This window comes from Vampirovibrio sp., from assembly GCF_041737375.1.
In the GTDB taxonomy this organism is placed as follows: domain Bacteria; phylum Cyanobacteriota; class Vampirovibrionia; order Vampirovibrionales; family Vampirovibrionaceae; genus Vampirovibrio.
Window position 1 is genome coordinate 247,437 of sequence record NZ_JBGSRV010000010.1, and the last position, 15,784, is coordinate 263,220.

At 50.0% G+C, this 15,784-nt stretch carries 16 protein-coding genes; 14 read left to right on the forward strand and 2 right to left on the reverse strand.

Annotation, left to right across the window (positions count from 1 at the left end; all coding sequences use genetic code 11):
- Positions 1 to 126 precede the first annotated feature (126 nt).
- The 14 genes from ACEW81_RS06125 (at position 127) to ACEW81_RS06190 (ending at position 14,947) form a co-directional block, all read left to right on the forward strand.
- Positions 127 to 309: a hypothetical protein gene (locus ACEW81_RS06125; RefSeq protein ID WP_373532084.1), complete on the forward strand. Its 183-nt coding sequence runs from the start codon at positions 127 to 129 to the stop codon at positions 307 to 309.
- Between the two features lie 107 nt (positions 310 to 416).
- A complete protein-coding gene (locus tag ACEW81_RS06130) occupies positions 417 to 914 on the forward strand; it encodes a TadE family protein (protein WP_373532085.1) in 498 nt (165 codons plus the stop codon).
- Positions 915 to 1,191: 277 nt separating this feature from the next.
- A complete protein-coding gene (cpaB, locus tag ACEW81_RS06135) occupies positions 1,192 to 2,259 on the forward strand; it encodes a Flp pilus assembly protein CpaB (protein WP_373532086.1) in 1,068 nt (355 codons plus the stop codon).
- A 189-nt stretch (positions 2,260 to 2,448) separates the two neighbouring features.
- Complete coding sequence (locus ACEW81_RS06140) at positions 2,449 to 5,061, forward strand: type II and III secretion system protein family protein (protein ID WP_373532087.1); 2,613 nt, start codon at positions 2,449 to 2,451, stop codon at positions 5,059 to 5,061.
- Positions 5,062 to 5,224: 163 nt separating this feature from the next.
- Positions 5,225 to 6,490: a CpaE/TadZ family protein gene (locus ACEW81_RS06145; protein ID WP_373532088.1), complete on the forward strand. Its 1,266-nt coding sequence runs from the start codon at positions 5,225 to 5,227 to the stop codon at positions 6,488 to 6,490.
- Positions 6,491 to 6,583: 93 nt separating this feature from the next.
- Positions 6,584 to 8,026, forward strand: coding sequence for a CpaF family protein (locus ACEW81_RS06150; protein WP_373532089.1), 1,443 nt, complete (start codon positions 6,584 to 6,586; stop codon positions 8,024 to 8,026).
- 29 nt (positions 8,027 to 8,055) lie between these two features.
- Entirely contained in the window at positions 8,056 to 9,012 is a 957-nt protein-coding gene (locus ACEW81_RS06155) for a type II secretion system F family protein (protein WP_373532090.1), read from the forward strand.
- 3 nt (positions 9,013 to 9,015) lie between these two features.
- On the forward strand, positions 9,016 to 9,975 hold the full coding sequence (locus ACEW81_RS06160) for a type II secretion system F family protein (protein ID WP_373532091.1): 960 nt from the start codon (positions 9,016 to 9,018) through the stop codon (positions 9,973 to 9,975).
- Between the two features lie 652 nt (positions 9,976 to 10,627).
- Complete coding sequence (locus ACEW81_RS06165; protein ID WP_373532092.1) at positions 10,628 to 10,822, forward strand: hypothetical protein; 195 nt, start codon at positions 10,628 to 10,630, stop codon at positions 10,820 to 10,822.
- Between the two features lie 225 nt (positions 10,823 to 11,047).
- Positions 11,048 to 11,272, forward strand: coding sequence for a hypothetical protein (locus ACEW81_RS06170; RefSeq protein WP_373532093.1), 225 nt, complete (start codon positions 11,048 to 11,050; stop codon positions 11,270 to 11,272).
- Positions 11,273 to 11,353: 81 nt separating this feature from the next.
- The gene (gene thiL / locus ACEW81_RS06175) at positions 11,354 to 12,346 is read left to right on the forward strand and encodes a thiamine-phosphate kinase (protein WP_373532094.1); all 993 of its coding nucleotides are present in this window, start codon (positions 11,354 to 11,356) and stop codon (positions 12,344 to 12,346) included.
- Entirely contained in the window at positions 12,339 to 13,067 is a 729-nt protein-coding gene (gene ispD, locus ACEW81_RS06180; protein WP_373532095.1) for a 2-C-methyl-D-erythritol 4-phosphate cytidylyltransferase, read from the forward strand. Before thiL ends, ispD begins: the two co-directional genes overlap by 8 nt.
- Positions 13,068 to 13,108: 41 nt before the next feature.
- Positions 13,109 to 13,738 (forward strand): Holliday junction branch migration protein RuvA, encoded by a 630-nt coding sequence (gene ruvA / locus ACEW81_RS06185; RefSeq protein WP_373532096.1) that lies wholly within the window; start codon positions 13,109 to 13,111, stop codon positions 13,736 to 13,738.
- A gap of 345 nt (positions 13,739 to 14,083) precedes the next feature.
- Complete coding sequence (locus ACEW81_RS06190; RefSeq protein ID WP_373532097.1) at positions 14,084 to 14,947, forward strand: hypothetical protein; 864 nt, start codon at positions 14,084 to 14,086, stop codon at positions 14,945 to 14,947.
- 71 nt (positions 14,948 to 15,018) lie between these two features.
- Here ACEW81_RS06190 and rpmA read toward each other — a convergent pair whose 3' ends face one another.
- Complete coding sequence (rpmA, locus tag ACEW81_RS06195) at positions 15,019 to 15,279, reverse strand: 50S ribosomal protein L27 (protein ID WP_373532098.1); 261 nt, start codon at positions 15,277 to 15,279, stop codon at positions 15,019 to 15,021.
- A gap of 62 nt (positions 15,280 to 15,341) precedes the next feature.
- On the reverse strand, positions 15,342 to 15,659 hold the full coding sequence (rplU, locus tag ACEW81_RS06200) for a 50S ribosomal protein L21 (RefSeq protein ID WP_373532099.1): 318 nt from the start codon (positions 15,657 to 15,659) through the stop codon (positions 15,342 to 15,344).
- Positions 15,660 to 15,784 lie beyond the last annotated feature (125 nt).

Consider the following 15,784-nt stretch of genomic DNA (forward strand, 5'->3'; position numbering starts at 1 on the left):
GCCCACCCATAGGTTTAAACCATTGGATGGATTGGCATTATATCCGTGTAGAGGGCAGTGACCCATCTGCAACCAGGAAAGTCAGTTGAGCTAGTGCAGATTATTTTGGCAAACAAGGAGACATCAATGAAAGCATTCCTGAGCAACAAAAAAGCCCGTAAAGGCCAAGGCGTTATTGAGTACGCAGGCGCTCTGGTTATTGCAGCAGCCATTGTTGCTGGCGTTCTTTTAATTGGACCACAAGGTATAGAAACGCTGTTTACCGAAATTTTAACATCGGTAACCGCAACCTTTACCGACGCCTTGTAAATGTTGGCTTAGTGACAATAAAACTTTATGGAGCAAGGCTTAACGTCTTGCTCCATAGTCACTTATTAGCGTTTAACCCTGGTAAAAGCGCTTGTTGAGGTGTAGTCGTGGTGTGCAAACCGTGTGGAAAACCCGATAGAAAAAATCGCGCCCAGTCTGGTCAGGCTGTGATTGAGATGGTTGCGGGCATCGTGATGTTTACAATCATGCTGGCGCTGGTCATGAGCATTTCCATGTACCTGTATTTTCAGCAGGCCTTGGTAACTGCTGCCCGAGAAGGGGCCAGACAGGCTTCTTTAAGCAGCGAGCTTGGGAACGATGGCAGCGAACAAGCGGGCATTAACGCCGTTCAGGCTTATGTCATTACCTCCATTCGAAATTTAACCGGCCAGCAAGCCAGTCCCGCAGTGGCAACCATTACGGTGGTTCCGCCTTCGGCCTCACTGGTGCAAAACCCCGGAGAACGAACCGTCACCGTGAACATCGAATGGCAAATGAACAATCCGGTCGGTATTTCCAGATTTCTGAACGCATTGGGCGCAGATGGCAGAAAGTTCCAGACCTTTCCAGTTTTTGCCACCGCCACCATGCGGTACGAGGAATAAGGTCGATAGAGTGGACAGAAAAAGTTGAACATTCACCGTTGATTGGTGGGGAAATGCGTTCAACAACGGTGGCGACGCCATTTTAGGGAACGCAACCCAAAGCTCAGCCATGGGAACAGACGTTTGAAGCTCCGCTATGAGAGAAAATACGGCAAGAATAGTCTGTCCAGAGGATCTGTTTTCGGTGGAAAATCCGCATATTAATAGAGTGAGTAGGTCAGGTTCGCCTTTAAACATACTGAGCAGACAACCATTCAAAAGGAAGAGGAAAATAGTCATGCCAACGCCCAATTTGCCCATTAAAACGGGACACGTGTTTATCGGGTTGGCTGTGGTTATGGGTATTACCACGGTAAGTCTTTTCAGTGGTGGCAAACCAGCTCCCAAAGTGCAGGCCCAGCAAAAAATTGAAACGGTTGAAGTGGTAGTGCCGCTGGTTCAGATCAACCAGGGCCAAACACTGTCTTTAAACGACCTGACACGGGTGCAATGGCCAGCGGCTTTTTTACCCAGAGGGGAAACCTTTGACAAGCCCTATATGGTATCGGGACGGGTGGCCAAGCAAACCCTGTTTCCGGGAGAACCGATTTTTATTCAAAAAGTTTCCGGCAGCAATTCGGCAGGTGGTTTAACCGCTTTAATTCCAGTGGGCAAGCGGGCTGTTACCATTGCCGTTAGCGAAATTAAGGGTGTGGCCGGTTTTGTAAAACCCGGCGATCATGTTGATATTTTGTCCACCTTTGAAATAGAGCGCAATGACGAAAAAAGCCTGAAAAAAACCACCACCGTTTTACAAAACATATTGGTGCTGGCTTCCGCTCAAACCATGGTTAAAGATGACGACTACAACATTGAAACACCCGAGGGGGTTGAAAAAGGAACAGCCCTGAAAACATCAAAAACAGAGCTCGCCAAAAAGAACGACAAAGCGAACCCCGAAAACGAAAAGGCGAAAAAGCCCGAAGAGATTGAAAAACGCCTGAAAGAAAAGCGTAAAGCCCAAAAAGAAGCGGCCAAGGAAGCCAAGCTGGTATCTTCGGTCACACTGGCGGTCAATCCCGATCAGGTGGAATTGCTGGCTTTGGCGGAAGAAAGCGGAGAACTTCGCCTGTCTCTTCGTTCCGAGGCGGATAATAGCATTGCCGATTTATCGGGACAAAACAGCGATCAGTTGCACGGCAAACCCATGTTTGTGGCCCGTCAAACCCCAGAGTACAACCCACCACCCCCACCGCCTCCTAGCGCCATGCCGCCCTCGGCTCCCCCCATGCCAGCCCCTTTTCTGGGCGCTCAGGTTGAATTCATTCAGGGTGATGACAAAACACTGTACAACTTTAATCCATAAACCAGAAACCAGCATTTTTAACGCGTTGAACCGTTGAAGACGGATAGAGAGAGACGCATTGCGCCCCTACTTTCGCACTGGTATCGCTAGCCAGCAAGAACCCCTACTTTTTTATCGAATCGCATTTGCATTGAAAGACAAAAAACATTTTTGAGCATTCAACCTGACGGTGAGGAGAGAGACCCTGTGATGACGTTCAGACAATCGGCCGCAATGGGACTTAGCGCCCTGATTTTAAGCAGCAACCTGCTCCTGCCTTCAGCGGAAGCCGTTTCCATGACAGCCAGCGCCAAGTTAAGGGCCAACCAGCAACTGGATACCCTGATTCATGGACCTCTTTACCAAAGCCTGTCCCAGCAAAACGTGTTGCATCCCATTCAAAAACAGGGACTTTGGGAACGATTGAACCCGCTGAGTCTGCTGGCTTTGAATCAACGCCCAGCCACCGCAAAAAGCGCGCCGCTTAACACGTTCAAACCAGTGGCCGTCCCACTGCCAATTTCAAATCATGCCGCACCCGCAAAGCCCATTCAAAAATTGAAGGTGGTTCGCTCGACACCTAACCCCAAGCTAAAGCCTTTACTGCCCGCAACCCTGCCGCTAGAACCGGCCAGCAGCCTCAACCCCAAACTAAAGCCAGCGCAAAGTGTTCCCACCCCCGCATTGCGTATTGAACCCACCGATATTCCCCTATCCTCTCAACCTGCTCCCGCTACAAAGGCCACCTATACCCAAATTTTCTTGCCGCAAGCACAGTCTAAACCCAAAGCCCCTGTCTCCAGCCCTAAAAATGTGGCTGCTCCACCCAACCCAACCTTTCACGCCATTTACCAAACCCACAGCCCCCAAACCAGCAGGATGGCAAGCGCCCAAAAGCCCAAAGCGGATGAAGCCTTTCATATGCTGGCCACCAGCGCGCTGGATCGACTGGTGATGGAAACCAAAACCAGCAACCTTTTGTATTCTCCCAAAATGGATACCAATACGGACGACCTAGACACCTACAACAACAACAGCAATTTAAAAGTGCTGAAGTCCGGTATCAGCCAGAAAATGACCAGTGTGGATTTGACCATTGGCAAAGCCGAAGTCATCTACCTCAGCCGCCCAGCCTCTCGGGTTTCTGTCAGCAACCCGGATGTGGCCAGCGCGGTAATCATTAGCCCAACCCAGATTCAACTGGTGGGAAAAGCAGTAGGCGTATCCAACCTGCTGGTGTGGGGCGATATGGTTTCCCCGGATCATACGGTGGTGGATATCAACGTTCACAAAGATGTCTCTGTACTGGCCAACCAGCTCAGATATGTCGATCCCGGCATTGAAATTGTACCTCTCGCCGCAGAAGATACCGTGATTCTGACCGGGCAGGCAGAAAGTCGTGAAACCGCTCAACTGGCTGTTGAAATGGCCAAGGCGTTTTTTGGCAAAAATAGTAATATGGGCGTGCCCGGCAGCAACAGTGGCCCTAACTCTCAGGCTCCCGGCTCAGCCATACCCGGCTTAAACACCAATGTCATCAACCTGCTCAAGGTCAAAGGCGAGCCTTCCACCAAAATTGAGCTGGTTCGGCAGCGGCTGGGAGAAATTGATCCCAATATCCACATTGAAGTGGTACCGGGTCCCGATGGCAATGAAAAAGTGATACTCACCGGACGGGTGGGCACGGCCAGCATTGCTTCCAAGGCCCTGAACATGGCCAGCGTGTTTTATGGTCAACCCGGCATGAAAATGATTACCGCCCAAGGGGGTAACGATTTTACCCGCATGTCTGTCAACGGAGATTCCGCCAACTCGGGCGGCGGTGGCGGACAATCCAATTCCGCCAGCGGAGGCAGTGCAGCCACTGGCGGAAACCTCCTGCAAGGCTCTGTGGTTACAGACGCCACAGGTAACGTGATCAGCATGCTGGAAATTGCCCAAAAACCTCAAATCCGTTGCAGCATCAAATTTCTGGAACTGAATAAAACCTCTATGAACGCCTTGGGTGGCACCATTAACGGGGTTACTGGCAACACCGGACTCGCCAGCTGGAGTGGCGTTCAATCGGCAGCACCGGGCAAGCCTATTTCGGCTTTAAGTAGTCAGGATATGTCCGGGGCAGCCTTTAGCAACCTGGCCAGTCGCGCTGCCGGAGGGTCAACCGGAAGCAACCTCATACAAAGCCGGTTTAACGAAGTGTATCAAAGCGGCATTACACAGGTGCTAACCATTAACAACCAAGTGGCCACAGCCATTCAGGCCCTACAGGAAAGACGGCAGGTTCGCACCTTGGCTGAGCCCACACTGACCCTACTCAGTGGCGAGCAAGGCAGCTTTCTGGCCGGTGGTGAAATTCCGATTGCCTTTGTGGGCGGTCAAGGCCAGGTGACGATCGAATACAAGGAATTCGGCATCCGCCTGAACATATTACCCACCGTAACCGATGATGGCAAAATTCAGATGCAAGTGGCACCAGAAGTCAGCTCACTGGATCAGGCCAACGGGGTTTCCACCAACTCGGTGAGTGTGCCTGCTTTTATTAGCCGACGCATGAATACCACCCTATTGGTTGAACCCGGCCAAAGCTTTATTCTGGCCGGACTTTACAACCAGCAGGATACCGATTCGATGAGTCGCTTTCCGGGCTTAGGCTCTATCCCCATTTTGGGGGCATTTTTCCGCAACACCTGGGACAGCAGAACCAAAAGCGAGATGGTAGTGGTCATTCGCCCCGAAATCATCTACAGCAATACCGGAACTTCTGGCCCAGGCACCAGCGCTTTGCCCAGCGACACGGAAACATCGGCCCTGTCTAAAAAATAAATTCAAGTCGCCCTGTTTCCAGACGATACCCAAGTTAATTCCCGTTAGCTGCTTTGATTGGTCGTAACGCTTTGAGTGACCAGTGGAAGCAGCGTTCCTGCCCACCAGCGGTTAAGGATGAATCCACGTTAAAACACGAATAATGGAATGAGTTAGCCAAATTATGAACGCCCTGAGAGTTGTTGCGGTCGCCAGTTCCGAGGAAACTCGGTTAAGTCTGTATAACCAGCTTCAAGCATTGGACTTTGTAGAGTTCAATGGCGTTTACATTGAGTTGTCTGACGCGGTTCGGGAATGCCAGGAGGTAGGACCCGATGTGATTCTGGTGGACACAACCGGTCGAGAGCTTGATGCGGGCCTGTTTATACAAGCCATTGGCATGAACCCGGAAACCCCTTGCGTCATATTCGCCATGCACCGGGAAATGGATATTACGGTGTTTAAAGAAACCATCCGTCAGGGGGCCAAAGAATTTATCCAATATCCGGAAGACAAGGAAAGTTTAGAGCTGGCCCTGAAAAAACATTTTAACTACATGAGCCGCATGTCTTCCCGACACCATAAAACGGCTGCCCACAACCCGGCGGGAGAAGTGGCGGCCAACGGAAAAATTATAGCCTGCTTTGCCAGCAAAGGCGGTGTCGGTTGCTCCACCATTGCCGTCAACCTGGCCCACGAATTACATGTCCTCAAAAATTTATCCGTGGTGTTTGTGGATTTAGATCAGGTTTTCTGCAACAGCGCCATTATGCTTAACCACAAGCCCAGCTACTCTTTGGGGGATATCGCCGACAGCGATCCGAAAGACGTGGATGAATCCCTGCTCAACAAAATTATTATCAAGCACGAATCCGGGTTGCACATTGTGGTGGGCAGTAAAAGCGTGCTGGACGATAACGAGATGATTTCCGCCGAATTGCTGGAAAAAGCCATGGATTATCTGGCAACCAAATACGACTATGTGATTGTGGATTTACCCACCCACGTTCTGGACCCTTACCATCAATACATGGTGGAACGGGCGGATGAACTATTGTTAGTCTCTTCCCCCGATATTCCCAGCCTGTACCGCACCCGGCAATATCTGGATCTGGCCCAGAAATATCTGGATATGCGAAAAGTCAAAATGGTGCTGAACCGCTACAACCTGAAAGCCGCCTATCGCATGAGCAATCAGGATGTGGAAGAAGAGTTTCGTTACGAGATTTACGCCCGAATACCCAACGACTGGGAACTGAATGTAGAGGCCAACAGCTTTGGCTCGGCGCTCAGCAAGGTCAACCCAAAATCTGAAACCGTAAAAGCGTTGCAAAAAATGACTTTGCAACTCGCCGGAGAAGAGGCGGAAGCCGCTGACTCAGACAAAAAGGCGCCTGCGAACAATGGATTGCTGAGTAAACTATTCTCTTCCAAAAACGCCGCAAGCTAAACTCAGCCACTCTCAATGCCGCTTCAAACAGATTCACAAAACAGGATTAATTTTAAAAACCGGGCATAAAGCAGATAACGAGGATTTTTTCATATGTCTTTATCCAGGCAAAACCGATGGGGCTTTGGAAAAAAAGAAAACCCTGCCACGCCCGAACCAGAGGGGATTCAGGCTGGCATGATTCCAGAGCCGCTCGGCGCTGCTGCTGCCATGCCCAAGTTCAATCCACCCACCCCCTCCCCAACGGCCGCTAAGCCTAAAAAAGAAGTAAGCCCGGAAGATCCGCATTACGAGTTGAAGTCCAACATCCACCGCCGCCTGATTGAGGAAATTGACCTCAAGCAACTAAGCGAAAAAGGCAGCACCGGTCTACGAGATCAAATTAAAGATGCCATTAGCCACCTGCTGATGGAAGAAAGCACGTTGCTTACGCTTTCTGAGCGAGATCGCCTGATTGACGATATTGTGAATGAGGCCATGGGCCTTGGCCCATTAGAGCAATTGCTACGCGATCAATCCATCAGCGAGATTATGATTTTAGGGCCGCATCTGGTTTATGTGGAACGCAATGGAAAACTGACCGAATCCAAAGTGCGTTTTAAAGACGACACCCACCTGTTGCAAATTATTGACCGCATTGTTTCCGCCGTGGGTCGCCGGGTGGATGAAACCCAGCCGCTTTGCGATGCTCGCTTAAAAGACGGCTCCCGGTTCAACTGCGTAATTCCGCCCCTGGCCCTGGATGGCCCCTTGGTCACCATTCGGAAATTCTCCAAAGATCCGCTGAAAGTTCAGGATTTAATCAACTTTGGTTCCTTAACCGCAGAAGCCGCCGAACTATTGCGGGGCTTTGTGCAAGGCCGCATGAACATTGTTATTTCCGGCGGTACCGGCTCTGGTAAAACCACGCTGCTCAATGTGCTATCCAGCTTTATTCCCGATGATGAACGCATTGTGACCATTGAGGATACCGCCGAACTTCAGCTACAACAACGGCATGTGGCCCGCATGGAAACCCGTCCCGCCAACCTGGAAGGCCGGGGAGAAATCACCATGAGGGATTTGGTTAAAAACTCCCTGCGGATGCGGCCAGAACGCATTGTGGTGGGGGAATGCCGTTCGGGCGAAACGCTGGATATGTTACAGGCCATGAATACCGGTCACGATGGCTCCCTAACCACCTTACACGCCAACACCCCCCGCGATGCCATTCGGCGGATGGAAACCATGGTCATGATGGCCGGTTACGACTTGCCTCAAAAAGCCATTCGGGAACAAATCGCCTCAGCGGTGCATGTCATCATTCAGGCCAGCCGTTTAAGTGATGGCAGCCGTCGGGTGATGAATATTACCGAGGTGGTGGGCATGGAAGGCGAAGTGGTGCTGCTTCAGGATATTTTCCACTTTGTGCAACGTGGCATGGATGAAAACCATAAAATTATTGGCGAGTTCCGCCCCACTGGCATCCGTCCCAAATTTATGGACGTATTAAAAGCCGAAGGCATTGAAATCGACGAATCGCTTTTTGCGATATAAGCGCTTACCTTTTTTGAGGATTAAGGTGTATGGAAAACAGTTTGCTGATGAGCCTAATACCGGCCACCGGGGTGGTGTTGCTTATTATTGGCTTCTACAAAACATGGTTTGAAAAGCAGGTTCAGGCTCAGGAACACATCCAGGATTTGCTGGGCAATGTTAGCAACCGTAATCGACCGGCCAAGGATCAGGACAATATCCTGAAGCGGCGTAAAAAAAACAAGGACGGCACCGCCAGCAAAAGGGAGCAACTGGAAATCAAGCTGGAACGGGCCAATATGCTGATTACACCCAACGAATTTTATATGATTTCCATCGGCTCGGCCCTGCTGGGTGGGCTGGTAATCTGGTTTTTATCCGGGCAAAACATGTTGATTACCATTCCCTTGGGAGCCGCCTGTATTGCATTGCCTTATGCCTTTATGAGCCTGAAAACCATGTTGCGCATGAAAAAAGCCGCCGCTCAATTTTCGGATGTACTCAACAGCATGGTAAACGCCTTTAAAACCGGCTTTGGTTTCAGCAGAGCGGTACAAATGGTGGCGGATAACTATGATGACCCCTGGGGAACCGAGTTCGGCAAAATGGCCGCCGAAATGAATTTAGGGGCCAGTATGGAAGATGCCTTGTACAGCCTTTCCAGCCGGGTACCATCGCCCGATGTGGATTTATTTGTAACCGCCCTGTTAATTCAAAAAGAAACCGGCGGCAGCCTTGCGGAATTGCTGGGTAACTTGTCCCACACCATTCGGGATCGCTATAAACTGTTTCAGAAGGTGGGGGCCATTTCCGCTCAGGGTAAATTATCGGCGGGCATTGTTTGTTGTGTGCCATTTTTATTGTGCGGCATTATGTATCTGTTTTTACCCGATGCCATGATTCAGTTTGTCACCAATCCCATTGGCATTGCCCTATTGATTCTGGCGGGTTTTTGGATGTGCTGCGGTGTGGGCGTTTTGTACAAAATTGTGCAAATCGAGGTATAGCCTATGCAACTGATTTTGATTTTATTATGCCTGCTTGGCACGATTGCCTTTTTGCTAATGGGCATCAAAGCCAATCAGGAGGATGAGCAGGTACAGGCCCGCATTAGCGCATTAAGCCGTAGAGAAACCAAGAAACATACCAGCCGCCAAAAACAACTGGAAAACAGCTTTTCACATCGGGTTCTGTTTCCTTTTGCCCAAATGATTTTCGATAAAACACAGTCCATCATTCCTTTAAGCAGCAAGTCCTGGGTTAAGTCCAAGTTAATTCAGGCCGGCTATCAAAAGGCACGCTATCAAAAAGTGTTTTTAGGCATTCAGTTACTTTGCACCGTGGTGCTTTTTGGGGTGTTCTTCAGCCTGATATCCATGGTGGGTAAGTTTAGTGGCGGGGTGGGCGTTGCCGTGGCCATTGCCTTCGGGTTGGCCGGTTACGGAATTCCCATGCTTTGGCTCACCCAACAGGCCCAAAAACGGCAGAATGGCATTCAAAAATCGCTGGCTGACTTTTTGGATTTACTGGTAATCTGCATGGAGGCCGGACTGGGATTGGACGTGGCAATTAATAAAATTACCAGCCTTAAATCCGTCAAAACATCGGCCTATTTGCAGGAAGAACTCAACCGCTACACCCGCGATGTGGGGCTTGGGCGAAGCCGAAAAGATGCCTTGCTGGACATGGCCGAGCGTACCGGTGTTGATGATTTTAACGCCATTATTAACGCCATTATCCAGTCTTACGAAATGGGAACCAGTGTGGCCCATACCTTAAGGGTGCAATCCGATTCTTTACGAGTGAAACGGCTGACCCAAGCGGAAGAAACTGCCAATAAAATTCCGGTCAAAATGGTCATTCCCATTTATATTTTTCTGTTTCCCGCCATTTTTGTCTGTATTTTTGGTCCCATCGGCATGGTCATGCTGGAAGCCGTCAAACAGATTTTGAGCAGCAGAGGCGCATAAACGCTTGACATTGGCCTGGGTTCTAAATTTAAGCCCATGCCAACTCGGTATTGAGCAGGCATTAATCCCCCTAAAAGAGTGTACAAATAACACTTTCCACCGACTGTGCCTGAAAAGTTTTCCTTTACAATTTGGATGAATTTAATTATCATAATAAGAAAGTAATCTCATCTTTGCGATGACACCTTGCAAGATTAAGTGAAACAAGCCAGATTACTTTTAAACCAGGATTTGCTCCGCCTTATGTTCTCTAAAGCGGTTTGAAAAAAATTCAGAAGAGAAAAGCTCAAAAGAGATTGTGACTCCATATTTAAATGCTATTGGATATGAGTTCAATCGTCTTTTCAATAATTTTATCAGCTATCCATTCCCATCAGCCTTCGGGTTGATGTACTGGAACAATTGGTGACGAGTGAGGTAAAAACAAGGCGGGACTTAAAATCCCGCTTTTTCTTTTTGCTTTTCTTCGGCAAAATCGCACGCATTGAAACCAAAAGAATGGGGAACCAGCCCATCCCCAAAAAACTTCAGGCTGGCTGCGGAAAGGCTTGTCTCCGTTCGCGCAGTCTGTTTGTGGACAAGGGGCCGGTGCTTTTGTTTTAATGGTTGGTGTTAAACACTGTATGATGTTGACTCTAATAGAGGTGTCATCTTGGCCGGTTTTCTAAACCTAATGGAAAAAATGCCCGCTCTGGCACAGCCAAAGCAAGCCAATGCCAAATCCGGGGCTTCCAAAGCGGCGGATCCTCTGGGTGGTTTTATCCACCAGCTCAAAAACAGAGAAATTCAGCCCAATTTAAACAGACCCGCATTGCCTTACACCGCAACCAGAAGCTGGAACGCGTAAGCAATCGGATATCAATATTTTCACAAATTGAATGGGCGGCCCGCATATCCGCCCATTTTTGTGCCTGCCTGCCCGCTTCCTCAAAAATCCCCGAGCAAGCAAGGCCTGAAAAAGCGGCACATGTTACAAAATTGTTAACATTAGCCTGCCACCCCTCAATTTTAAGCCTCAGCTTGTTTTTATTTAGATACTAGACTTCTATTTAAGAGATGAGGGTTTTTACCCATGCTTAACGCTCAAAACTTTAATCCGTTTTCAAGCCTTTCCGCCAAAGCTGGCTCAGCCTCAGGTGGTGCCAAAGGGGCCTCTGCGGGCAGCAGTAAAGCAGCCGGTTCAGGCGATGACTTGGCCACTTTTCAGTCGGCTTTAAAGCAAGGTGCCATCGCCCCTAACCTCAATCAGCCTTTACCCGCCACAGGGCAAGGTCAACGGCTATTCGCAATGGGCTAATAACCTAGCCGTGATAAGATACACCAAGGGGAGACTCATCGTAGCCTCCCTTTTTGGTTGTAAAGACGGTGGAAGCATGCCATGTCCAAAGAACTCGCCATTATTGACCTGATTACCGCGCTATCCGGGCAAACCGAGGCCATGGCCGATGACGCCTACTGGGATGAGGCCACCCGTTCTGTGTACACCACAGACATGCTGGTGGAAAACCGGCATTTTAGCCTGAATTATTTCACCCCGCAGGATTTGGGCTGGAAAGCAGCGGCAGCCAATATTAGCGATTTGGCTGGCATGGGCGCTCAGTTAAAATGCCTGCTAATTTCCCTGGGATTACCCGAGGCTTTGGGGCTGGATTTTGTGGCGGCCCTTTATCAGGGCTTTCAGGAGGCCTGCCAAACCTTTGACGGGTTTATCGCTGGAGGCGACACCGTGAGCAGCCCGGTTTTAACCATCAACGTCACCGCAATCGGAGAATGCCCGCAAGGCACCCATCCCGGCAGACGCTATCAGGCTCAGGCTGGAGACTGGATTATTGCCAGTGGATTTCATGGCTTAAGCAAAGTGGGACTGGATGCACTACGGCATCAATGGCCGGCCTTTCAAACCAGCAAAGCGGCTCACCTCAAACCCATTCCCCGAATTTCTGCCGGACAGGTTTTAGCCCGTAAGTTTAAACGCTACGCCTTAATGGATAGCAGCGATGGGCTGGCGGATGCCCTGATTAAAATAGCCCACAGTAGCAAACAAAATCTGGTGGTGGAACAGCGCAAACTGGCCATGCACCCCGAAATTATGGCCTACGCCCAACAGTTAATCACCACTCAACCCACTGCCGCCTTGGAGCAAACCGCACTGGACACAGTCCTTTACGGTGGTGAAGATTTTGAACTGGTGGCCACCGTGCCTGAACTGGATGCGGACATACTGGCCCATTTTCACGTGATTGGCCGGGTGCAGGCGCTGGAGGGAACGCCTCCGGCAGCTTACCTGCAAAGCCCCCACACAGAAACGCTTCAGCCCTTAAGCCTCCAGAAAACGTATCAACACTTTGGAAGCGCGACCTCCCATGAGTAAATCCGCCTGTTGGGCCATCGTTCCCGCCGGGGGTGGGGGCAGTCGTTTTTCTGACAAGCAGGACAAGCTTTTGGTCTCTCTGGCAGGCAAGCCCGTTTTGTTACGAACGGTTTCCGCCTTACTGGCATGTCCCGGCATTGATGGGGTGGTGATTGCGGCCAGTGAAAGTAATTTGAGCCGTTATCAAGCACTGCTAAACCCGCATTTTTCACCGCAAAAACTGATTTTCACAGTGGGCGGCCCCTCCCGGAGGGCCTCGGTATGGCAAGGCCTATTGGCGTTACCCGCCGGGGTGCGAACGGTGGTGGTTCATGACGCGGCACGGCCTTTAATCCAGTCAGCGTTGATTGGGCAAGCCCTTCAGGCCGTGGCACAAGGGGCCAAAGGCAGTGTGGTGGCCATTCCCGTGGTGGATACCATCAAACAAATTGACCCGCACACAGGCACTATTCACCAAACGCTGGATCGAACCACCTTATGGAGAGCCCAAACCCCTCAGGTTTTTGAGTTTTCAGCCCTGCAATCCGCTCACCAACAAGTACCACAAGCAACGCCCGTCACCGATGATGCTCAACTCCTTGAACTGGCCGGAATAGGCCCCATCCAGATCATTCAGGGCGCTGAAAGCAACCTTAAAATTACCACTCAGGAGGATATTCCCTTGGCGGAGTCCTTTTTACGGCAAGCTGAAAGTGGCGTGGGGCTTTTTACCCAGCCCTGAAGGCTCTATAATAAGCAGGCAGTCAGGCAGGGGTTATTGAAATGCTTTCTTTTCTAAAAGGTCTTTTGGTCAGCAAGGCGTATGAATCGCCCAAAGGCGCCTATTTTCTGGTGGATATGCACGGCATGGGCTTTGAAGTGCTGACCAGCCATCGGGCCATTGAAAGCAGTCCCATGCCAGGAGAGCAGATTCAACTGTTTACCGCCCTCATTGTTCGGGAAGACGCACTGTTTCTGGTGGGCTTCAACACCAAAGAAGAGCGTGATCTCTTCAATATCCTTCAAAGCGCCTCTGGCATCGGCACCAAAGTAGCTCTATCCCTGCTTTCTGCTCTCTCGGTTTCTGAAATCGCCCAAGCGGTGGTTTCCAACAACTTTAACTTACTCACCAAAGCCAAGGGCGTTGGCAACAAGCTGGCTCAAAAAATGACTCTGGAATTAAAAGAAAAAATGATGAGCTGGCGATCGGCTGATTTTGTAAGCGGGCTGGAGTCCTCTGGACTGCTCAACCCCTCCGAAGCGTTTTTGGAGGCAGAATCCGTGCTGTTATCACTGGGGTATCAACCGGAAGAAATCCAGCGCAGCTTTAAAGCCATTGAAGGGGATGTAGAGAAAGACGCTTCAGAAATTGTACTGCGGGAATCCTTGCGCTGGTTGGCGCAATCGGTTTAATGCACAGGGCAGCCAAAAAAACACCCTGTTGCAGTGGGCGCAAGCAGGGTGGGGAGATGATGAGTATCGTGACCGGAAGCCTCAGCATCTCCGGCAGAGAGAGTTTAAGCTTTTGAAGGGGTCTATTGCCTTCCACCTGCATAAAAACCAGCGATTTGAGGAGCGTACTAGGGCAACGCACCCAACTTTGGCCCTTTAAATAGGAAAAATCACCCCTTGCTTTTTGGATAAAAACAGGTGAAACCTCCTCTCCTGAAAAATAATGGGCGATTTCTCAGGCGTTGCTCTAAACTTTTCAGTGCTTTGGCCGATACATCCGGTACACCCCTGGAGATCGATCCGGTTATGCCCAAGAATAACGCCCGCAAAATAGAAGCCCACCTTGGTGCCCCCCCCGAAAATGGGCCAGAATCAGCGCTGCCAGAATCCAAAGAGAGTTGGGAGCAAGAACAGTACGCCTGTTACTATAATTATTTTTTTTCGCTCATCAACAACGAAAAACTCTACTACGATAAAGTAGGCAAGCGCTCCGGCTTAAAAGAAGGGCGTATTGAAGAGGTCCTTACTTATCGGCTCAAACCATCTCGTCGAAACACCCAACTGATTGGTTACCGGGAAGGCAGTTGCTATGTTTGCAAAAGTAAAATGCAAAACAATGGCCCGGTGGAGCCTCTCTGTCTCAAATGCCTTAAACTCATTGAAATTGCCTGTTTGGAAATAGAAGAAGATACGGCCATTTTGATGGCAGCTGCCAAACCAGCGCAGGAACAAGCTGGCGAGGAACCTATAGCCCCACCAGCTCAAGTGGCTGATGCACACCCAGCCTCAGAAACGCCGATGATGGTTGAAGCATCCCTTTTAGAGGTGACCCAGGCAGAGTTGGCCTGCTATAAAAAACATTTTGGAGAGCTGCCACCCGAAGCCCAGCCCCAAGTCAGCGCCCCGGCCATTTCCCCTCAGGCCCCGGAAGCCAAGCATGCCCTTAGTCTGGAGCCACCTACCGAATCAAGTACGGCCCCCAAGGTGCCAGATCCAGAGGCCATGAATGAAACGGAGCAACTTTTACAAATTCTGGCCGTGAATGATCAGGATTTAGCATACGAAGCCGCCGATTTAACCGATTTATTAAAAATCATTTTGCCCACTCACAATGCGCCCCTGCGGCATTTTGGCTTTCAACGCAGCAAGTCCTGCAAGGCACCCTCGTAAAACACCCAGCGCCAACAAAAAACCCGTAACCAAATGGCACGGGTTTTTCAGTTTTAAAAGTGGGTGTTTGTTTAGGAAAGCGCCGGAACGATGCTTACTTTCTGAGAAGTTTTGCGGTGACGCTCAAACTTCACAGCGCCAGCAACCAGGGCGAATAAAGTGTCATCTCCACCACGGCCCACGTTGGTGCCAGGGTGAAATTTAGTGCCACGCTGACGTACCAGAATTTCTCCGGCATTGACCGCTTGACCACCAAAACGCTTGACGCCCAGACGTTTAGACTCGCTATCGCGTCCGTTCTTTGTCGATCCTACACCTTTTTTTGATGCCATTGCTTGTTTTCTCCAGTTTTAAATTCGCTGCGACGACGCCCGCCAAAAAGCGGGCAATCTGGTTAATTGGGCAGGTTTAACCCTTCAATTTGAATTTGGGTGTAATCCTGACGATGGCCGTTTTTACGGCGATAGCCTTTTTTGCAGCGCATTTTGTAAACCAGCACCTTAGGGCCACGGAAGTGACGAAGCACTTTTGCCTTAACAGTAGCGCCGCTTACATAGGGAGCGCCCACCAAAGACTTTTCGCCGTCCATTACCATCAAGACATTGCCGATCTCAAAAGTCTCATCAATATCCCGAGGCAGCAGATCCACGTCAATATAACGTCCTTCTTGAACCTGGTATTGTTTTCCGTTCAAATCCACGATAGCTAACATTTGCTTAAATACCTTTATTGAGGGGTCTAACCGTACAATTGCGGGACATAGATCACGAGGGTGACGGTCGAAGTGAGAAATTAATATACCAACACCAAAAACCCGTGTCAAATTCCCGTTCAGGC